This window comes from Enterococcus larvae (genome assembly GCF_017830045.1).
Lineage (GTDB): Bacteria > Bacillota > Bacilli > Lactobacillales > Enterococcaceae > Enterococcus_L > Enterococcus_L larvae.
Genome location: NZ_JAEDXU010000001.1, coordinates 124,635 through 143,854 on the forward strand (window position 1 = coordinate 124,635; position 19,220 = coordinate 143,854).

A 19,220-nucleotide genomic window follows, 5' to 3' on the forward strand; every position below is an offset into this window, starting at 1 on the left:
TCTTCTCTTATTTATGTCGATTTCTTATTCTCAGCTGATATTCCTTCGGTGTCAGCTGATAGCTTCTTTTAAAGCTTTGGATATAGGAATGGATACTTGTAAATCCATTGTCTATTGCAATATCAGTGATTGTTTTATCCGTCGTCTGTAGTTCTCGAATTGATTTGCTTAGACGAAAATCGATCAGATATTGATAAAAACTTATCTTCATTGTTGCCGTAAATATCTTTGAAAAATAAGAAACAGAATAACCTGCTGCTGATGCTGCCTCTTCCAGTGTCAACGGATTCTGATAGGAACGCTCGATCAAATCTAAAACAGCTGACAGACGTTCCTTGATTTCAAATAACCGATTTTCTATTTCAGCAGGAACTCGAGTATGCTTGTACAGCTGGGTAAGAAGCTGAAGAACTTGTGAAACAATCTCGACTTCATAATAGTCAGCCTTCTGTTCATAAAGGTGACTGATTTTTTTTATTTGCTCAAGCAAAATAGTTTTATTTTTTTGAACGAGTTCAGGCGCAAAGAGCCCTTTATCCAGCTCACGAAACCATGTCTGAATAAACTCAGAGGGAATCAGTAATGTGACCCCCTTCATCCGATCCTCCGGTTCAACAGCAAATATCTGATGGATTTCTCCACTATTAATAATTACTAACTCACCAGCTTCTAAAATATACTGCTTCCCTTCAAGTATCAAGCCAACTCTTCCAGAGGTAACAAATAGAATTTCAAGACTTCGATGCCAATGGACCGGAGAAGTCAGCTCCGGTCCGCTGAGTTGTTGATTCCAAATTTTTATCGGCAGCAGCGGGTTGTCACTTCGTACAAACTCGTGGATAGCCATAGTTCTCACTCCTTGACAGATTCTTCCAATCATCCCCATTAGTATAACTTATTTTCTAAAAAAATGTTCCTCCCCTCTGCGTTTCTTTTTGCAAATAGATTTATAGGAATCCTATTGAGGATTCATCACATAAAAAGCAGACTTTCCACAAAGTCCCCGCCAAACCAATTAGAAATACTTGCTATTTCTTTCGTAGGATTCATCTACTGTAAAACGCTTTCTATTCCCTCTTGAAATTATTTAGTAAATGTTTTACAATATATTTACTAAATAATTTACCGGAGGGATTTTCTATGGAATCACAGCTTCAAAAAACGTATACCACGATTTTTAATTCAGATGAGGGGCAAGCATACTTTGCACCGGGACGAATCAACCTGATTGGCGAGCACACAGATTATAACGGCGGACATGTATTTCCAGCAGCAATTACGATTGGAACTTACGGGATTGCGGAGAAAAGAACAGATAAAAAAGTACGATTGTACTCAGAGAACTTTTCTGAGTTAGGCATCATTGAATTCAGCTTAGATGATTTGTCTTATCAAAAGGAGCATGACTGGACGAACTATCCAAAGGGAATGATTCGATATTTGATTGAGCAAGGTTTTTCCATCGACCAAGGAATGAACATCCTTTTCTACGGCACGATTCCTAACGGTGCAGGCCTCTCTTCTTCTGCCTCTATCGAATTATTGACTGGCGTGATCGTAAATGACTTGTTTGATTTGAATGCAGACATGCTGGATCTTGTAAAAACAGGAAAACGAGTAGAAAACGAATTTATCGGTGTCAATTCAGGTATCATGGATCAGTTTGCTATCGGTATGGGAAAAAAGGACCAAGCGATTTTACTGGACACAAATACATTGAGCTATGATCTTGTACCTGCAGTATTCGGAGAATATGTGGTTGCAATCATGAATACTAACAAACGGCGTGAGCTAGCTGATTCTAAATACAATGAACGTCGTGCCGAATGCGAGGAAGCATTGAAAAGACTGCAGGCACAGCTGAAGATCGATGCCTTGGGTGAACTGGATGAGCAAACCTTTGAAGATAATACGCAACTGATCGATGACGAAACCCTTATCAAACGAGCACGCCATGCTGTCACAGAGAATCAGCGAACATTAAAAGCAAAAAAAGCATTGCAAAATGGCGACCTAACCGCTTTTGGAAAATTATTGAATGCATCTCATCGCTCACTACAATTAGATTATGAAGTAACCGGTGTCGAACTGGATACATTGGTTGAAGCAGCACAAAAACAGCCTGGTGTACTCGGCGCACGTATGACTGGAGCTGGATTTGGCGGCTGTGCCATCGCTTTGGTAAAAGAAGATGTTCTCGATACGTTTATTGAAGCAGTTGGTCAAGAGTACTCGGAAAAAATCGGTTATACTGCTGATTTCTATAAGGCACATATAGATGATGGTGCAAGAAAATTATAAACAGAAAGCATTCGTAAAGGAGGAAGAAATATGTCAGTATTAGTACTAGGTGGTGCCGGATATATCGGCTCCCATGCAGTCAGCCAATTAATAGAAAAAAACTACCGTGTTGTTGTGATTGATAACCTGTTGACAGGGCACAGAAACGCTGTGCATCCTGAGGCTGTGTTCTATGAAGGGGACATTCGAGATAAGGAATTTGTTGAAAGTGTCTTCAAAAAAGAAGTAATCGACAGTGTGATTCATTTCGCTGCCAGTTCTTTAGTCGGTGAATCCGTTGAGAAGCCACTAAAATATTTTAACAACAATGTCTACGGAATGGAGATTTTATTAGAAGTGATGGAGTCCTACGGCGTGAAGAAAATCGTCTTCTCCAGCACTGCCGCGACTTATGGCGAACCGGAAAAATCGCCGATTGATGAAAGCTTTCCCACCAATCCAAAGAATCCTTACGGAGAAAGTAAGCTGATCATGGAAAAAATGATGAAATGGTGTGATCAAGCCTATGGAATGCGTTATGTTGCTCTACGTTATTTCAATGTAGCCGGAGCAAAGGCTGACGCTTCTATTGGCGAAGACCACACGCCTGAAACCCATCTCGTTCCTATCATCCTTCAGGTGGCATTGGGACAGCGAGACAAGCTTTCTATCTTCGGCGATGACTATGCCACACCTGATGGAACCTGCATTCGTGACTACGTTCATGTTGAAGATCTGATTGCTGCACATATTCTAGCATTGGAATACTTGCAGTCAGGAAATGAAAGCAATGTATTCAACCTTGGAAGCAGTCAGGGCTATTCTGTCAAAGAAATGCTGGAGGCCGCTCGTGAAGTTACTGGAAAAGAAATACCTGCAGTCGTTGCGCCAAGAAGAGCAGGTGATCCAAGTATTCTAGTTGCTTCAAGTGATAAAGCAACAGAACTTCTTGGCTGGCAGCCCCAGTATACCAGTATCAAAGAAATCATCGAAACCGCCTGGAATTGGCATACCAGCCATCCGAATGGTTATGTAGAACAGGAGTGAAACATATGTCTATCAGTCAAACCGTCAGAGCCTTTGCTGATTTAGCCATTCAAAGCGGCAGTTGGAAAGAGCTGGATCGCATTTATTTGGAAAATCGCATCCTTGGAATGATTGGAGAAGAAGCACTGGAACCAAGTGAAGATAACGCAGCTGAAGCGGACACACTTACACTTGTTGAAGCCTTGATGGCACAGGCGGAAAAAAATAAGGTCATCGGTTCTCTACAAGCAGAATATGATATTTTAGAAGCTCAATTAACAGATTTATTGACGCCCTCTCCTTCTGCTGTTAACGAACATTTTGCTCAGCTCTATGCACGAACACCTGATGCGGCAACAGACTACTTCTATCGATTATGTAAGAATAATAACTATATCAAGACAAAGGCCATTGCTCAGAACATCGTTTTTCCCGCAGAAAGTGACTATGGTATACTGGAAATAACGATTAATCTTTCCAAGCCTGAAAAAGACCCAAAGCAAATCGCCGCTGAAAGAAACAGCATATCAGTCGATTATCCAAAATGCTTGCTGTGCATGGAAAATGAAGGTTACAAAGGACGAGTGAATCATCCTGCCAGAACCAATCATCGAATCATTCGAATGGCATTCGACGAAGAAATCTGGGGATTCCAATACTCTCCTTATGCCTACTATAATGAGCATGCAATCATCCTTTCACAAGAGCATCGTCCAATGAAAATCTCAAAGGAGACCTTCAAACGACTACTCGCTATTACCGAGGTGCTGCCCCATTATTTCGTAGGCTCGAATGCGGATCTGCCGATTGTTGGAGGCTCAATTCTTTCTCATGATCATTACCAAGGCGGACGTCATACGTTTGCCATGGCAGAAGCAGCTATTGAAAAAACAGTCAAATTAGCCGGCTACGAATCCATTCAAGCAGGAATTGTCAAATGGCCGATGTCAGTGATTCGTCTACAGGGAACAGCTGTTGATGAACTGACAGAAGCAGCAGATTGGATTCTGAACAAGTGGCGTGAGTATTCGGATGAAACAGTTCAAATCAGTGCATATTCAGCTGATGGAACGCCGCATCATACCATCACACCAATTGCCCGCCGTAAAAATGAATTGTTTGAACTCGACTTAGTATTACGTGACAATAATGTTTCTGAGGAATATCCAGATGGTATTTTCCATCCTCATCAAGAGGTGCATCATATCAAAAAAGAAAATATCGGACTTATCGAAGTGATGGGCTTAGCTGTCCTTCCTCCTCGTTTAGCACTAGAGCTAAAAGAAGTGGAGCGCTACTTGCTTGATCAGGAAAATGAGTTGGCTGATTGTCACAGAGATTGGGCTGAGAAATTGAAGGCTGAGCATACAGCAACTGCTGAAAATGTTACAGCCATTGTTCAGACAGCTGTCGGAAAAGTATTTGAACAGGTGCTTAAGGATGCTGGGGTTTTCAAACGAAATCAACAGGGACAGGATGCTTTTCAAAGGTTTATCGATTATTTGCAATAAGAGAAGGTGAACAGTATCGCTACAATCAAAGACATTGCTCAGCTAGCCGGCGTTTCTTCCGCTACCGTTTCTCGTGTCCTGAACTATGATCAGGGATTATCTGTTGGAGACGAAACAAAGAAAAAAATCTTTGAGGCTGCAGAAGAGCTGAACTATACAAAATACAAAAAGAATGCCCTTAGAGACCGTCAGACGATTCGCTTGGTTCAGTGGTTCAACGATCAGGAGGAACTGGCAGATATCTATTATTTGTCGATTCGCCTAGGTATTGAGCATAAAGCAGAAGAACTTGGCTTCACATTACTAAAGGAACCACTTGATCAGCTGACGGATAAAGCAGCTGACGGAACGATTGCCCTGGGAAAATTCGATCAAAAGCAAATCGATGCATTGAATAAGCTGGATGGAAAGCTGCTTTTTGTCGATTTTGATGCTTCAACTGAAGGCCATGATTCATTGGTTGTTGATTTTTCTCAAAGTATTGACCTCGTATTAGAGAAATTCCTAGAAGAAGGCCACAAAAGTATAGGGATACTTACCGGTATTGAGCATACAAAAGGGTCTGATTTACCTTTATCAGATCCTCGCTATCGACTATTCATGCAAAAAATGATTGAGAAAGGGCTTTTTAAAGAAGAGCTTGTCATTCAGGCACCCTTTGCAGTCGAAAGCGGCTATCAAAAAATGATCGAAGTTCTAGAAAATGATCAGCCTCTACCCGATGCTTTGTTTGCTTCCAGTGATGCCTTAGCAATTGGCGCTATGCGTGCTTTACAGGAGAAGAAGGTTCGAATTCCTGAAGATATCTCTATTATCGGTTTTAATGATGTCAGTGTAGCGAAGTACGTTTCTCCACCCTTATCAACAATAAAGGTTTATACCGAATGGATGGGTGAGCTTGCTGTTAATACCATGACGGAATTAATGAAGGAAGACGCACCTACTCCTAGAAAAATCATGATTGGAACAGAGTTGGTCAGTCGAGATTCTACAAAAAAAAGAAATGCTTAATATACCCTTTTTCAAGAGCATTGAAGGTGATTTGTTCATCAAAATACAGATCATGGCAATATGGCGTACACTCGGTTTCAATGCACATAACTTCAAAAAAAATGTGAGTGGGACAATAAATCTGTTCCCACTCTTTTCCGTACCCTAAATTCGAATAAACGGCGAGTCAGAAGCAGCTCCTACGGCAATAAGCCGGAATGCAACAAAAATTTGTGAAACAATTTTCGTGCATTCCGGCTTATTGTTTTGAATCACTGTGGTTGCTTATAAATTAAGCAGAACAGATGCTGAAAAGTACCTACCTGGTGCTTGTAGCTAGACACTTCTGTCTCGGCCTCGTTTTTTGCTGTTTATCAAATATACCTTTAGATCAATTAAAACTCAATCCAGGTACAGCATTCAGGTAATAATCTGCTGTATGTCCCTTCTCCATCTCAATATGTGCAGCTGCACCAATCATTGCGGCATTGTCCCCGCAAAGCTTCAATGGCGGAATGATCAATCCAACATCTGGCAATTCCTCTGCAACCATTTTTTCCAGAGCTTCACGCAAGCCCTTATTAGCCGCTACGCCCCCAGCTACAATCAGCTGCTTCACTGGATACTCTCGGCAGGCACGAAGTGTCTTTGTTGTCAGGACTTCAATGACGCTCGCTTGAAAACTAGCTGCCAAATCTTCTTTGTTCAGGATTTCCTCTCGTTGCTCCGCATTATGAACCGTATTGATAAAGGAGCTTTTCAACCCGCTAAAGCTGAAATCATAGTTATCTTCTTTGATCATCGCTCTCGGAAAATGAAAGGTATCGCTGCCCTTATGTGCCAGCTCGTCAATTTCTCGACCACTCGGATATGGGAGTCCCAATACTCTGCCTACTTTATCATAAGCCTCTCCAGCTGCATCATCCCGGGTTTCTCCAATAATCTGATACGCTCCGTCTTCCTTCATGTAGACTAACTCAGTGTGTCCACCACTAACTAAAAGAGCCATCAATGGAAAGCTCAGCGGTTCCACTAAACGTGCTGCATAAATATGTCCTGCCATATGGTTCACAGGGATCAAAGGTAAGTCATGTGCCCAGGCAAAGGCTTTTGCTGCAGAAACACCAATTAACAAAGCCCCTACCAGGCCAGGTCCATAGGTAACTGCAACTGCGGAAAGCTCATCAACACTGACCTCCGCTTCACTTAATGCTTCGTCAATACATAAGGTGATCTGCTCTACATGATGTCGACTGGCAACCTCAGGTACAACACCGCCAAATCGTCGATGACTGTTTATTTGAGAAGCAATGATATTCGAAAGAACCTCACTGCCGTTTCTTATTACCGCTACACTGGTTTCATCGCAGCTGCTCTCAATTGCCAGCAGCAATTCATTTTCTGTTTCCATCCCAAACAGTCCATCCTTTCGCTTCTATTTGTATAATGAACTCGTCTTTAAATTATTCTTACCGCTTCAAACCTTAAGTCATCATCTATCAAGGAGAAGCCATTCTACTGGAAGAGTATATTTCTGCTCACAGAATGAGCTCCATCATCAAGCCATCTTCCTGAGGAAGATGGTAATAGTTTTTTCGCTTATGAATACATTGGAAACCAACACCTTCATAAAGCTTTTGAGCTGCCTGATTCGACGCCCTTACCTCGAGCAGCACTCGCTTGATCTGTTTTTGTTTCCAGCAGCTGATTGCTTCTTCCAATAACTTTTTTCCATACCCCTGCCCATGTTTTTCCTTACTGACAACCACATGGGTGATATCAATTTCATCCAGTATCTGATAATAGCTGACGAATCCAGTCGGTCGTATCAGGTCATCAACTAAATACCAGCTATTCTCCTGCTCCAGATCATTTTGGAACTGTGCTTGTGACCAAGGGGAACCATAATAATAGCTTTGCTCACAAAGCTGCCAAAGCTGCTCTGAAGCTCCTTCATTTTGCTTGTTCCATTCAATCATCATTTACTGTCATCCAACGGCTTGATCATTTCCAATGCGTCTTCTCCATCGTCATAATAAGCAGAAGTGATCTTGCTGGAAATAAACCCAGCTTTTCGATACACACTTTGTGCGTGTTTATTACTCAAACGAACTTCCAAAGACATTCTTGTACAGCTTTGAGCCTTAGCAAATGCAAAAGCCTCGTTCAAGAGAAATGTACCTAAACCTTTTCCCTGACTATTTGCGGCTACCGCAACATTTGTGATATGCCCATCAAAATCAATGATCCGACAACCAACAAACCCAATTGTTTTACCTTCTTTTTCAGCAAGTATGTACAAGTGAGGGTTTGTCGAATGAAGCTCAGACAAAAACGCCGATCTGGTCCACGGCAGCTCTCCTGCGTAGACCTCCCGCTCGATAGAAAGCAAGTCTTTGATATCATCCGGAGTGATCTCTCTTAAAAGATAAGTATCCTCCCCAACAGTGACTGATCGTTCAGTATAGCTTGTCCGAGTTTTCTTTTTTCCAAATAATTTCCGGATAGAATCAAATTTTTTCAACGTAGTTCTCATCTCCCACAGAATGTTCTTTTAACCAATTTTCCTCTGCCTCAACTCTCTTTAAATAGCGGGGAAGAAACTGGTGGATATCTTTTTCAGGTTTTTCCGCAGCGCCTAATTGAGCTAATACAACAGCAGAAGGAATCTGCCATTGTGGATACTCATTAACCACGGCTTGCGGAAGAGCCTCCTCTATCATCATACGGAATTTCTCTGTATCCTCCCCCACAAAATAGACAGCTTCATACTTACTCAAACGAGTAAGCCAAGCATCCATAGCGGTATGGTGATCTTCAATGATCGTCTCCCATTTACCCTGAACAGTATTGTACTGATATGCACCTGTATAAACATTATTTCTACGAGCATCAAAAATCGGTACAATCAAGCCATTCACATTCAAACAGCCGGCAGCCAGTGTTAGTATACTGGAAACGCCGACAAGCTCTTTTTTCAGCGTATAAGCCAAAGTTTTCGCCGTAGTAACACCTATTCTAAGTCCTGTATATGAACCCGGTCCCTGAGCAACGACAATTCGATCCAAGTCCTTTGGTTTCAATTGACTTGCTTTCATCAGCTCATTAACAGCAGGCATCAATGTCATACTATGATTTTTCTTCGTTGTACTTGTGTATTCTCCTAGAATCTTATCCTCTGCCATAACAGCAACAGACAGTGTCTGATTAGAGGTATCTATAGCTAAAATGCGCACAAAAAAACCAGCCTTTCCCTTTCTTTTGTCGACTTATTGTAGCACATTTTCACGCCAAGGTAAAAACTCGAAAAATGATTTTATTCTACGAATCAATTTTAACCGCAAGTTTTCCTTTCAAAGTATTATTCTTCCTTATAAATCCTATGGTATAATACGAATACATTCATTTAAAGGAGGAAATAAAATGGGTATTATTAAAGCAGCAATAGACTCTGTCTCTGGAGGCTTGGCGGATCAGTGGATCGAGGTCATTGAACCAGATGAAATGTCTGCAACCACTGTAATGACCAAAGGTGTGTTTGTCAAAAGAGATGATAAACGCGGCTCAAATAAAAAATCAACAACAGATGTGATAACAGACGGCTCTGTCATTCATGTCTATCCTAATATGATGATGATCCTTGTAGATGGCGGGAAAATCATCGATTACTCTGCAGAAGAAGGCTATTACACAGTTAAGAACAACTCTGCTCCCTCACTATTCAACGGAAGCTTGAAGGATGCAGTTGCTGAAACCTTCAACCGGGTCAAGTTCGGTGGAACAACTCCTCAAAAACAACAGGTCTTCTATATCAATTTACAAGAAATCAAAGGACTTAAATTTGGGACAGCTACACCGATCAATTACTTTGATAATTTCTATAACGCTGAGCTTTTCTTAAGGGCTCACGGAACCTACTCAGTAAAAATCACTGATCCGTTATTGTTCTTTACCAATTCAGTGCCTCGAGATAAAAATCAGGTAGATATGAATGATATCAATGAACAGTATTTAGCAGAATTCCTAACTGCTCTGCAAGCATCTATCAATAAAATGTCTGCTGACGGCGAAAGAATTTCTTACGTTCCTTCAAAAAGCATGGAACTAAGCGGCTATCTATCTAATGTGTTAGATGATAGTTGGCGTTCTCTAAGAGGGATCGAAATCGTCTCTGCAGCGGTTGCCAGCATTTCTTACACTGATGATTCAACGAAACTGATCAACATGAGAAACCAAGGAGCTATGCTTGGTGACCCAAGTGTTCGTGAAGGCTATGTTCAAGGTGCCATGGCTCGTGGAATGGAAGAAGCTGGAAAAAATCCTGGCGGTGCGACAACTGGATTTATGGGTGTCGGTATGGGAATGAATACCAGCGGCAATTACTTCGGTCAAGCTTCTCAGACAAACCAACAGCAAATGCAGCAAAACCAGCAAGCACAAAATGGCAATGCTGAAGGCGGCTGGATCTGTCCTGATTGCGGGACAGAGAACCATGGCAAGTTCTGTTCAAACTGCGGTACATCAAAACCAGAAGAAAACAAACCAAAGTTGGAAATGAAATGTGCAGACTGTGGTGAGGTTGTCGATTTGTCCAGCGGCATTCCAAAATTCTGTCCGAACTGCGGAAAACCATTCCAAGGAGTACCTCTTTAATTAAGAAACAAAAGAAAAAACGGTTGGTGCATTGTTCCTTTGGTTTCATTGAGTAAACAGGAACAACTATTTTAGAAATAAAGCATACGGTTCATTGTCACATGAGGGCAATGAATGCGTATGCCCTGTTTCTATTACTGACCTTTTTTCTATCAATAGAAGGAGAAAAATAAAAAGATGGATAGTACCTTTACACACAAATGTCCAAATTGCAGCGGCCCGTTGTTTTTTGATGCAAAAGATCAGAAATTCCATTGCGAATACTGCTTAAGCATCTTTTCAGAAGAACAGTTGACTGCCTTTGAACAGGCTCAAAAAGAAGCACATCTACAAGATAGTGCTCCTCAAACTACAGCAACAGCTGAAGATACACCACAAGAAAATACAGCAGCTCAAACAGATGCCGGTGACATGGAACTCTTTACTTGTTCCAGCTGTGGTGCAGAAATCGTGACCGATGCGACGACTGCTGCAACTTATTGCTATTTCTGCCATAATCCTGTCGTTCTTTCTGGTCGGATCAGCGGGAAATTTTTACCAAATCAGGTGCTCCCTTTTGCTATTGAAAAGGAAGAAGCCGTTCAAAAATTCCTTGCTTGGACTAAGAAAAAACGATTTATTCCGAGAGATTTTTTCAACAAGCAGCAAATTGAGAAAATGACCGGCGTTTACTTTCCATATTGGCTGGTTGATTCTGAGGTAAGCGGAGACATGCACGCTGAAGGAACCACTCTTCGTGTTTGGCGTACTGGCGACACAGAATATACTGAAACGAAGCAATTTGCAGTTCGACGCAAAGGAAAGCTTTCTTTCAAAGAGCTGATCAAAAATGCGTTGTCTAAAAATGTTCAGCAGAAAATGGTTGAAGGTGTTCAGCCATTCCCAATGGAAAAGGCTGTCCCTTTTAAATCTCAATATCTGGCTGGTTTCCAAGCTGAAAAAAGAGATATTGAATTCGAAGCATTAAAGAATGACGTAGAACAGGAGATCAAAGGCTATTCTCAGTCTATGCTGGAAGACTCGGCTTCTGCATACACTCATTTGTCTAAGGTTCAAACAAGCATCACCATCGATGACCAAGAGCTGAATTATGTTTTGCTGCCAATCTGGCTGGTTACCTATAATAATCGATCCGGCGATGACAAGGTCTATTATTACGCAATGAACGGACAAACTGGCAAAGTCAGCGGAGAATTACCTATCAGTTATAAACGATTAGGAATAACCGGCGGAATCATTTTTGCTGTTCTTTTGGTTCTCTTTTTGATTGGGGGATATATGATATGAGAAAACGCTATTTAGTACTGGCAATCGCTGTATTCAGTTTTCTTTTGGCTTTGCCTTCTATGGCCTACGCTTCTGATAACACTGTAGATGATCAGGCCGGCCTGTTTTCATCAGATGAAATCCAGCAATTGAACGAGAAAGCTGCAGCAATTGAGAAAAAATCGAAGGCTCAGGTTTTTATTGTCACAACAGATGACAGCAACAAAGATCCTTATACGTTTGCAGATTATTATTTATTGGATACTATCGGCAAAGATGAAAATGGGATCATATTTTATATTGACATGAACAACCGCGAGTTCGTTATTTCCAGATCCGGTAATATGATTGATTACTTAAATGATAAACGAACAGAAAGTGCACTAGATGATATTGAGTATTTTATGAGCGATCAGGATTATTTTGGCGCAGCTGAAAGCTATCTAACTAGTGTCAGCACATTCTTTGATAAAGGTGTACCAAAAGGCCATTATCGTATTGATTCTGAAACTGGAAAAATCACTTATTACAAATCACTGACAACTACAGAAATCATTATCGCTGTTGTCGCAGCAGCGGCGATTGCCGGAGGATTCGTTCTTCTATCGATTTCAAGATATAAACTGAAATTCGGCGGTGGCTATAACTACCCTCTACACGAAAAGTCGTCTTTACAACTGACAGAGAAGGAAGACCGTTTTGTTAATTCATTCGTTACGACAAGACACATTCCAAGAAATAATTCCGGCGGTGGCGGCGGTAGTGCTGGCGGCGGTGGAAGTACTACCCATACGACTGGCGGCGGCACCTTCAGCAGCAGCGGACGTGGGTTTTAAAAAAATTGGATGTGTTTGAATCCACTAGCTTACGATATTTCTAGATATGTAAAAAGAGGTGTGGGACAATAATTCCCCATACCTCTTTCTCATACCTTAAATCCGCATTAAGCAGCGAGCCCAGATTTCTGTGCTTAGGGGATCGCAGCAACACGAAAACCTTAGATGTAATTCTCGTGAATTTCTTCTTATTACTTACATAGTAACCGGAACAGACGCTTGAAAAGTACCTGCTTGGTGCTTATAGCTAAATACTTCTGTCTCTACTTCTTTTTATATTTCAGAAAAATGTGTTAGTACATACTCCTCTGCTTCTTTCGACCAGATACCGTCATTTCTTTTAACGATTTCCTCCAGCTGTTTGTCCAGCTGTTTTAAGTCATTCAAGTCTGTTCGTTCAAAATTCTTATGTGTATAAACCAGTTTCTTTCCACCACCGATTTCCGGTTGATTCAATGTCGTTTCGCCAACCGCATTTAGACCTAAAATATGTGTGACGACATTAGCAACATGAACTTTTTTACTTTCAATAAGTGCCACCGCTTTTCTCATATCCTCTGTGTTCCCGCCGGATGTACCAACATAATGTGTAAAGGAATAATGCAAATCATAGAAGTTGATTGGTGCAGAAAATGCTTTATCCTGTGGTCCGGCAAAGAAGTTCAGACAGCCGTCCGGATTCAATAATGCCGAAGCCTCCGTCATTACTTGTGCAACAGGGATCATCACGAAGATATCGTCAAATTTTCCGTTGATTGTTTTCTGCAGCTTTTCTACTTGGTTTTGCTCATCCTTTACATTGACATAGAATACTTCAATACCATTTTGACTTGGATAGAGCGCTTCTGCTCGCTGTAGTTTTTCTTCATTGACGTCAGTCACTACAACTTTTTTAGGCTTTCTTTCGCCATGTAGTGCATAATCGATTGCCAACAGCCCCATTGGACCTGTTCCCCCCATGATAAGCAATGCCCCATCTTCTTTGATACCCATTTCATGCTCATAGCTATTTTCAATCAAATGATAATTTGCCTCAAACGCGCCAATCACACATGACAACGGTTCAATCAATGAACCCTCAAAATAGGTTTCTCCGTTGTAAGGAATCAGGCAATCCTGTTCCATCACATCCTTTGATAAGATGATATACGTCGCATCGCCGCCTGTATACGCATAGGAATATCCCGGACAGTCCGGCCGATCCGAAAGCTGTAGATTCGCCTGAACAACATATTTTTCTCCAGGTTTAAACTTCTCCTGCCATTTCTTCCCTACTTCAAGAATTTCCCCACAAAACTCATGTCCGATAATGATTGGGTTTTCTGCGAGATCGTCAGGCGCCTTTTTGTGATCCGCTCCTTGATTTGCCAACTTCCAAGTCGACATACAGATACTATCCGTAATGACCGAAGCTAAAATTTCATCTTCTTTGATTGCCGGAAGTTCAAACTCTTCCAGACGCAAGTCTTTTTTTCCATATAATCGAACAGCTTTCGTTTTCATGATTTCTGTATCCCCTTTTCGTTTTTATGCAAACTGAATGCTCATTCTCTCTATTCCATTTATCCACAAAGCGCTTGAAAGAAACAGAGGATATTTTCTTGTCTTGATGTCTCAATGTTCATTTTATTGCAAAATTCCCAAACCGTAACCAGCTATTCCCACTGCGAATAGGATAAAGATCAACAGGATTGGACTGACTTTCTTTTTCAATAGCTTCATCATCAATAACGTCAAACCCAATGCCAACAGTCCCGGAACCAAATCATCCAGAATATTTTGAACAGTTGTCACGATCGTTTCTCCATCTGCCCCTGGTGTTTCAGATACTACTAAAGGAATGTTGATTGTCGTCCATTTTGTGACTAGGACTCCCATGATGAACAGACCGAGAATCGTTGCACCTTCAGTCAGCTTCTGCAATAGATTACCAGACAAGTCCTGAACAATGTCCAATCCTTTTCTAAAACCGTAAGTTAAACCAAACCACTTCATAGATAGACGAACCAGATTGAATGCAACAAAGAAGAACAACGGTCCCAATACACTACCACTCAATGCTAATGATGCACCAACTGCCGCCGTAATTGGTCTTAACGTCCCCCAAACCAACGGATCACCCACACCTGCTAGCGGCCCCATCAATCCGACTTTCAAGCTGTTGATCGTTCCATCGTCAATATCTGCACCGCTTGCCCGTGCCTCTTCCATGGCAATCGTTACACCGATAACTGGACCGCAGACTGCCGGCGTTGTATTAAAGAATGTCAGATGACGTTTTAATGCTTCTGCTTGCTCTTCCTTCGTCTTATATACTCGCTTGATTGTTGGAATCATATCTACACAAAAGGCAAGTGCATGGATTCGTTCATAATTGAAGGAAGCCTGCTGAAAATTGGAGAAAACAAAGGTGGTCATCAAATCCTTTTTCGTAATGAGAGATTGTGTCTGCTTTTCAGTATTCACTGCTGTATTTGCTGTTTCCATTTTACTCCTCCTTAATCTTCCAGTTCATCATCAGCTGCTGAAACTCCTGCTGCAGCTATATTTCCAGCCCCTTGCTCAAGCGACTGTTTCTTAAAATTCGGGTTCAGCTGAACATAGACCAATGCAGTAATCAGACCGACTGCTCCAAATGAAAGCAGACTGAAATCCAAGTAACCACCTAATACAAAGCCCAGATAGAAAAACGGCATCAAGTATTTGACACTCATCATATTCAATACCATTGCATAACCGACAACAACGATGAATCCACCGGCAACAGCTAATCCGCCAGTCACTACATCAGGGATCATCGACAGCATCGTATTGACCATATCCGCACTGACAAACATTGCCACAACTGTCGCAGGAATAGCTACCCGCAACGCCTGAACGAACAATGCACTGAAGTGAAGCAGAATGATTTTATTGAACGCTGCTTTCTCTGCTTCACGATCAGCTGCATGCTGAAAAGCAACTGTAATCGTTCGTGCGATGACCGTCAGTACCTGACCCGCTGCCGCAACAGGTAAAGCAATGGCAATCCCTGCTTGAATATCCTGTTGACCAACGACAACAAGAATCGTTGAGATAATACTGGCTAATGCCGAGTCAGGAGACTGTGCAGCGCCAATATTCATCCAGCCTAAAGCAATCAATTCCAATGTCCCTCCAAGAATAATTCCAGTTGGCAAATCCCCTAAAATCAAACCAATTACTGTACAGGCGATCAATGGGCGATGTGTTTGAAATTCATCAAGTACGCTTCCCATCCCTGCAATAGCTGAAAAAATAAATATAAGAATAATTTGGATCACTGAAAGTTCCATTTATGCTCCTCCTTTTACACGACAGCTTCATTGAGCTTCGCTTCAAAATCGATTTTCGAATCCGTTGCGACTACACGACAATCCAGCTCTACACCCTGTTTCTTCAATTCTCTGAATGCTTGAATATCCTGGTCGTTTACAGAAATTGCCTTTGTAATCTGAACCTTTCCGGTTTTAAACTGCATGCCGCCTATATTAATTGAACTTAGCGGAACACCTGCCTGTACTAGCTCAAGCACCTCAGTTGGATTTGTAAAAAGATAAAAAACAGTATCAGCTGCATATTTAGGATTATTGAATACCTTGACTGCCTTCTCTACATCAACGATATTCACTTTGATCCCTGGAGGTGCAGCTTGCTTAACCAGTGTTTTTCGAATCATATCCTCATTGACTTCTTTACTAACAACGATGATTCTCTGTGCACCAGCCTCTTTGGCCCAAACTGTCGCAACCTGGCCGTGGATCAAGCGATCATCAATTCTAGCTAATCTGATTTCCATTATAATTCCTCCTCTTCTTCTATCAGCTCTCCAGAAAAACACTGTACGGTCTGCGCTGCCAGCTCTTTCATTTTGCATACGATTTCATTTATTGATTCAGTCTCAAGGAGACTGGCTGCTTCCAACACAAGCGGCAACGACATTCCTGATAGCACTTGAATATCCTTTTCTTCCTTCAACGCAATACTACAGCTGGCATTATAGGGCGTTCCGCAAAACAAGTCGGTCATGATCAACGTTGGCTCGCTGATTCTGTCCAATGTCTCCTTAAGCTTCTTTTCCAGACTTTCCAAACCGTCCTGCTTCTCAAATACCACCGGATAAAAATGTTCATTTGTTCCAAAAATCATTTCCAGCGAATTCTTCATTTCTACTGCCAAATGACCATGGGCTGCCAAGATTACTTTTACCATCCTGTATTCTCCTATCCTCTAGTTTTTCCACCGGCAACATTGATTGTTACTCCACTGATATAGCTTGCCTTGTCAGAAATCAGGTAAGCAACTGCATTCGCGATCTCTGAAAGCTTCCCGCTGCGACCTAATGGAATCGTGCTTGTCTGGCTGTATCCCTTCCGAATATCTTCAACTGTCTTGCCTCTGGTATAGGCTAGTGCTGTTTCATAGTTCAACGTCCGAAGACCTGTTTCTTCCATGATTCCTGGAGCAATCCCAACAACTCGGATCCCTTCTTTGCCGAGCTCCTTTGCCCAAGAGCGAGTGAAGCTATTTACAGCTGCCTTCGTTGCCGCATAACAGCTCTGGCCTTCTGATCCTTCTAGACCAGCTTCAGAAGACATGTTGATTATCACGCCGGACTTTTGCTGAAGCATGATTTTCCCAACCAGCTGACTAGCTAGATAAACGCCTTTTTGATTGATATTGGTCATTCGCTCAAATAATGCATCAGTCAACTCATAGTCGCTTTCAGTTTTTTTGTCGGCAAGTAACGCAGGTGCGTTCACACCGGCATTATTGATCAGTGCATCGATTCTTCCATATTTTTCCATTGCAAAAGCAACTAATCCTTCAACAGATTCTCTTGAGGTAACATCGGTTTGAACAAAATCCAAATTCTCATGTACTAGCTTTCCTTCGTTGACATCGCCATTTATAACGAAAACGCCAAGCTGACATAATTCCTCTGCAACTGCTGCGCCAATTCCTGATGACGCTCCTGTAACGATCACTACTTTTCCATTGATATTCAACCAGTCCATCTGATATCCAGCCTCTTTTCACATTTGATATTTTAAATTAACATTTGTGATACCACAAATTCATTATATGTATATGCTTTCACAATGTCAACAACTTTCTGCGCATTTGTGCAAACAAATTCACAAACGTTAAAAACCCAAATTGTTTTATACGCTTTGTATAAAACAATTTGGGTTAGATTAATTAGAATATTCTACACTTCAACTCAACATGAATAACTAAAGGCGGTAACCGGATTTGAACCGATGATAAAGGTTTTGCAGACCTCTGCCTTACCACTTGGCTATACCGCCGTTTCATAAAATTAAGCTTGTTCAAATGTATCTCTTCACTTTATTTTCCGTCTCTATTAAAAGGATATCAAATTTCATTTAAGTGAAAATCCGTACATCATCCGATTTTTTCAAGATTCTAAATCAAAATACGACACTAAGATAATCAAATCATGATCCACTCACCCTAGTGTCGTTCTTATTTTAATAGAAAAGTCATTTTAATCGCCTTTTTAGTCTAACAAAAGTATCTCTTTCGCTGTCTCTTCAGTAGTGACTAATGTTGTTAGAATGCCGCCTTTGAGTGCTGCATGGATACTACCAACCTTTTCTTTTGATTCAGCGATCCCAATACGCTGGGGGACTTTCTTCAGCTGATCCATTGATAATCCGATGATTCGATCGTCCAATGCGCTTTTCACTGATACACCTTCCTTATCGAAAAAGCGCGACAGTACATCTCCTGCAATTCCCTTAGTTTCCAAATCCTTGATCACATCTTCGCCATAGAATCCCTGCCAAACATCATTGGTACTAAGGATTGGGCTGCCGATACCAAATACCGCTACCTCTAGCTCTTGCCAAAGCTCAGAAAGCTCTTGATTAAAAGCATTGTTCATCAATGCAGTTCTTAATTCTGCCGTTTCCGTGATTGCAGGAGAGTCAATCATCAATGCGGCACAGCCAAGCTTTTTAGATGCGGCATAAGCAATTGTATTCACATGATATTCGCTTGCCAGCTTTCCTGACGGCCCTCCGATCATTGGCAGACACAGCGCATTCGTGACAGACTTTGTACCCATCTCTTCTACCATTGCAGCTAAAGCATGTCCCCATGAAAAACCAATTTTCATACCATCAGATACATAGTCTAGAAAATAATCACCTGCAGCCTTCCCTAAAAAATGCTCCTTTTGCTGTCGTGTCAATTCAGAGGCAACCGGAATAACCACCGCCTTTTTCAATCCAAATCTCTGCTCCAAGGTCTGTTCCAACGAATAGCTGGCAGATTTATCATAATTGATTGTTATTTGAACAACGCCTTCTTCTCTGGAACGCTTCAGTAATCGGCTGATCGTTGTACGATGGATATTCAATTCTTTAGCGATCTGGCTTTGATTTTTATCTTCTTGATAATACATCTCAGCAATTCTTATTAATAATTTTTCTTCGTCCATAATTACGCTCCTTTATTGTCTGAACAAACTATATCATACTATTCACATTCGTGAAAGGAGAATATCATTTGTAACAAAACTTTCACTGCGAAAAGAGAAATTTGTTTAGATTACTTTCATTATTCTCTTTACTTTGAAGTGACTTGATAGTTTATGATAGAGTTATCAATT

19 protein-coding genes and 1 tRNA gene are annotated in these 19,220 nt (G+C 41.4%); 7 read left to right on the forward strand and 13 right to left on the reverse strand.

What is annotated here, in order from left to right:
* Positions 1 to 7: 7 nt before the first annotated feature.
* A complete protein-coding gene (locus I6N96_RS00565; protein ID WP_209555555.1) occupies positions 8 to 847 on the reverse strand; it encodes an AraC family transcriptional regulator in 840 nt (279 codons plus the stop codon).
* A gap of 293 nt (positions 848 to 1,140) precedes the next feature.
* Here I6N96_RS00565 and I6N96_RS00570 point away from each other — a divergent pair, with 293 nt between their 5' ends.
* The 4 genes from I6N96_RS00570 to I6N96_RS00585 are packed head-to-tail and all read left to right on the forward strand — an operon-like array spanning position 1,141 to position 5,828.
* A complete protein-coding gene (locus tag I6N96_RS00570) occupies positions 1,141 to 2,301 on the forward strand; it encodes a galactokinase (RefSeq protein WP_209555556.1) in 1,161 nt (386 codons plus the stop codon).
* A gap of 30 nt (positions 2,302 to 2,331) precedes the next feature.
* The gene (gene galE / locus I6N96_RS00575) at positions 2,332 to 3,327 is read left to right on the forward strand and encodes a UDP-glucose 4-epimerase GalE (RefSeq protein ID WP_209555557.1); all 996 of its coding nucleotides are present in this window, start codon (positions 2,332 to 2,334) and stop codon (positions 3,325 to 3,327) included.
* Between the two features lie 5 nt (positions 3,328 to 3,332).
* Positions 3,333 to 4,817 (forward strand): UDP-glucose--hexose-1-phosphate uridylyltransferase, encoded by a 1,485-nt coding sequence (galT, locus tag I6N96_RS00580; protein ID WP_209555558.1) that lies wholly within the window; start codon positions 3,333 to 3,335, stop codon positions 4,815 to 4,817.
* A 15-nt stretch (positions 4,818 to 4,832) separates the two neighbouring features.
* A complete protein-coding gene (locus I6N96_RS00585) occupies positions 4,833 to 5,828 on the forward strand; it encodes a LacI family DNA-binding transcriptional regulator (protein WP_209556196.1) in 996 nt (331 codons plus the stop codon).
* 370 nt (positions 5,829 to 6,198) lie between these two features.
* Here the strand turns inward: I6N96_RS00585 and tsaD are convergent, their stop codons facing one another.
* The 4 genes from tsaD to tsaB all read right to left on the reverse strand — a co-directional run bounded on the left by tsaD (position 6,199) and on the right by tsaB (position 9,043).
* Positions 6,199 to 7,218: a tRNA (adenosine(37)-N6)-threonylcarbamoyltransferase complex transferase subunit TsaD gene (gene tsaD, locus I6N96_RS00590; RefSeq protein ID WP_209555559.1), complete on the reverse strand. Its 1,020-nt coding sequence runs from the start codon at positions 7,216 to 7,218 to the stop codon at positions 6,199 to 6,201.
* Between the two features lie 127 nt (positions 7,219 to 7,345).
* Positions 7,346 to 7,789, reverse strand: a complete 444-nt coding sequence (gene rimI, locus I6N96_RS00595; RefSeq protein WP_209555560.1) for a ribosomal protein S18-alanine N-acetyltransferase — start codon at positions 7,787 to 7,789, stop codon at positions 7,346 to 7,348.
* Positions 7,786 to 8,331, reverse strand: a complete 546-nt coding sequence (gene rimI / locus I6N96_RS00600) for a ribosomal protein S18-alanine N-acetyltransferase (protein WP_245186791.1) — start codon at positions 8,329 to 8,331, stop codon at positions 7,786 to 7,788. The genes rimI (I6N96_RS00595) and rimI (I6N96_RS00600) overlap by 4 nt, the downstream gene beginning before the upstream one ends.
* Positions 8,318 to 9,043 (reverse strand): tRNA (adenosine(37)-N6)-threonylcarbamoyltransferase complex dimerization subunit type 1 TsaB, encoded by a 726-nt coding sequence (gene tsaB, locus I6N96_RS00605; RefSeq protein ID WP_209555562.1) that lies wholly within the window; start codon positions 9,041 to 9,043, stop codon positions 8,318 to 8,320. The genes rimI (I6N96_RS00600) and tsaB overlap by 14 nt, the downstream gene beginning before the upstream one ends.
* Before the next feature lie 187 nt (positions 9,044 to 9,230).
* Here tsaB and I6N96_RS00610 point away from each other — a divergent pair, with 187 nt between their 5' ends.
* The 3 genes from I6N96_RS00610 to I6N96_RS00620 all read left to right on the forward strand — a co-directional run bounded on the left by I6N96_RS00610 (position 9,231) and on the right by I6N96_RS00620 (position 12,562).
* Positions 9,231 to 10,460, forward strand: a complete 1,230-nt coding sequence (locus tag I6N96_RS00610; protein WP_209555563.1) for a DUF7130 family rubredoxin-like protein — start codon at positions 9,231 to 9,233, stop codon at positions 10,458 to 10,460.
* 177 nt (positions 10,461 to 10,637) lie between these two features.
* Positions 10,638 to 11,747 (forward strand): TFIIB-type zinc ribbon-containing protein, encoded by a 1,110-nt coding sequence (locus tag I6N96_RS00615; RefSeq protein ID WP_209555564.1) that lies wholly within the window; start codon positions 10,638 to 10,640, stop codon positions 11,745 to 11,747.
* Positions 11,744 to 12,562: a TPM domain-containing protein gene (locus I6N96_RS00620; protein WP_209555565.1), complete on the forward strand. Its 819-nt coding sequence runs from the start codon at positions 11,744 to 11,746 to the stop codon at positions 12,560 to 12,562. The genes I6N96_RS00615 and I6N96_RS00620 overlap by 4 nt, the downstream gene beginning before the upstream one ends.
* A 273-nt stretch (positions 12,563 to 12,835) precedes the next feature.
* Here the strand turns inward: I6N96_RS00620 and I6N96_RS00625 are convergent, their stop codons facing one another.
* From I6N96_RS00625 to I6N96_RS00660, 8 genes are all read right to left on the reverse strand, one after another.
* Complete coding sequence (locus I6N96_RS00625) at positions 12,836 to 14,065, reverse strand: zinc-binding dehydrogenase (RefSeq protein ID WP_209555566.1); 1,230 nt, start codon at positions 14,063 to 14,065, stop codon at positions 12,836 to 12,838.
* Between the two features lie 123 nt (positions 14,066 to 14,188).
* Entirely contained in the window at positions 14,189 to 15,049 is an 861-nt protein-coding gene (locus I6N96_RS00630; RefSeq protein ID WP_209555567.1) for a mannose/fructose/sorbose PTS transporter subunit IID, read from the reverse strand.
* Positions 15,050 to 15,060: 11 nt separating this feature from the next.
* Entirely contained in the window at positions 15,061 to 15,876 is an 816-nt protein-coding gene (locus I6N96_RS00635; protein ID WP_209555568.1) for a PTS mannose/fructose/sorbose transporter subunit IIC, read from the reverse strand.
* A gap of 14 nt (positions 15,877 to 15,890) precedes the next feature.
* The gene (locus I6N96_RS00640; protein ID WP_209555569.1) at positions 15,891 to 16,379 is read right to left on the reverse strand and encodes a mannose/fructose/sorbose PTS transporter subunit IIB; all 489 of its coding nucleotides are present in this window, start codon (positions 16,377 to 16,379) and stop codon (positions 15,891 to 15,893) included.
* Positions 16,379 to 16,792: a PTS sugar transporter subunit IIA gene (locus I6N96_RS00645; protein WP_209555570.1), complete on the reverse strand. Its 414-nt coding sequence runs from the start codon at positions 16,790 to 16,792 to the stop codon at positions 16,379 to 16,381. Before I6N96_RS00645 ends, I6N96_RS00640 begins: the two co-directional genes overlap by 1 nt.
* Positions 16,793 to 16,803: 11 nt before the next feature.
* Positions 16,804 to 17,598 carry an SDR family oxidoreductase gene (locus tag I6N96_RS00650; protein WP_209555571.1) on the reverse strand — a complete coding sequence of 265 codons (795 nt, stop codon included), beginning with the start codon at positions 17,596 to 17,598 and terminating at the stop codon, positions 16,804 to 16,806.
* 223 nt (positions 17,599 to 17,821) lie between these two features.
* Positions 17,822 to 17,892: transfer RNA gene (locus I6N96_RS00655), tRNA-Cys, on the reverse strand.
* 212 nt (positions 17,893 to 18,104) lie between these two features.
* Positions 18,105 to 19,049, reverse strand: a complete 945-nt coding sequence (locus I6N96_RS00660; RefSeq protein ID WP_209555572.1) for a sugar-binding transcriptional regulator — start codon at positions 19,047 to 19,049, stop codon at positions 18,105 to 18,107.
* Positions 19,050 to 19,220 lie beyond the last annotated feature (171 nt).

What these genes read in the sequence shown, in the direction of transcription:
- I6N96_RS00630 (WP_209555567.1), bottom strand. Translation starts at nt 15,049, where the DNA reads ATGGAAACAGCAAATACAGCAGTGAATACTGAAAAGCAGACACAATCT.
- galE (WP_209555557.1), top strand. Translation starts at nt 2,332, where the DNA reads ATGTCAGTATTAGTACTAGGTGGTGCCGGATATATCGGCTCCCATGCA.
- I6N96_RS00570 (WP_209555556.1), top strand. Translation starts at nt 1,141, where the DNA reads ATGGAATCACAGCTTCAAAAAACGTATACCACGATTTTTAATTCAGAT.
- rimI (WP_209555560.1), bottom strand. Translation starts at nt 7,789, where the DNA reads ATGATGATTGAATGGAACAAGCAAAATGAAGGAGCTTCAGAGCAGCTT.
- I6N96_RS00645 (WP_209555570.1), bottom strand. Translation starts at nt 16,792, where the DNA reads ATGGTAAAAGTAATCTTGGCAGCCCATGGTCATTTGGCAGTAGAAATG.
- tsaD (WP_209555559.1), bottom strand. Translation starts at nt 7,218, where the DNA reads ATGGAAACAGAAAATGAATTGCTGCTGGCAATTGAGAGCAGCTGCGAT.
- I6N96_RS00615 (WP_209555564.1), top strand. Translation starts at nt 10,638, where the DNA reads ATGGATAGTACCTTTACACACAAATGTCCAAATTGCAGCGGCCCGTTG.
- I6N96_RS00610 (WP_209555563.1), top strand. Translation starts at nt 9,231, where the DNA reads ATGGGTATTATTAAAGCAGCAATAGACTCTGTCTCTGGAGGCTTGGCG.
- I6N96_RS00660 (WP_209555572.1), bottom strand. Translation starts at nt 19,049, where the DNA reads ATGGACGAAGAAAAATTATTAATAAGAATTGCTGAGATGTATTATCAA.
- galT (WP_209555558.1), top strand. Translation starts at nt 3,333, where the DNA reads ATGTCTATCAGTCAAACCGTCAGAGCCTTTGCTGATTTAGCCATTCAA.
- I6N96_RS00635 (WP_209555568.1), bottom strand. Translation starts at nt 15,876, where the DNA reads ATGGAACTTTCAGTGATCCAAATTATTCTTATATTTATTTTTTCAGCT.
- I6N96_RS00640 (WP_209555569.1), bottom strand. Translation starts at nt 16,379, where the DNA reads ATGGAAATCAGATTAGCTAGAATTGATGATCGCTTGATCCACGGCCAG.
- I6N96_RS00650 (WP_209555571.1), bottom strand. Translation starts at nt 17,598, where the DNA reads ATGGACTGGTTGAATATCAATGGAAAAGTAGTGATCGTTACAGGAGCG.
- I6N96_RS00620 (WP_209555565.1), top strand. Translation starts at nt 11,744, where the DNA reads ATGAGAAAACGCTATTTAGTACTGGCAATCGCTGTATTCAGTTTTCTT.
- I6N96_RS00565 (WP_209555555.1), bottom strand. Translation starts at nt 847, where the DNA reads ATGGCTATCCACGAGTTTGTACGAAGTGACAACCCGCTGCTGCCGATA.
- I6N96_RS00625 (WP_209555566.1), bottom strand. Translation starts at nt 14,065, where the DNA reads ATGAAAACGAAAGCTGTTCGATTATATGGAAAAAAAGACTTGCGTCTG.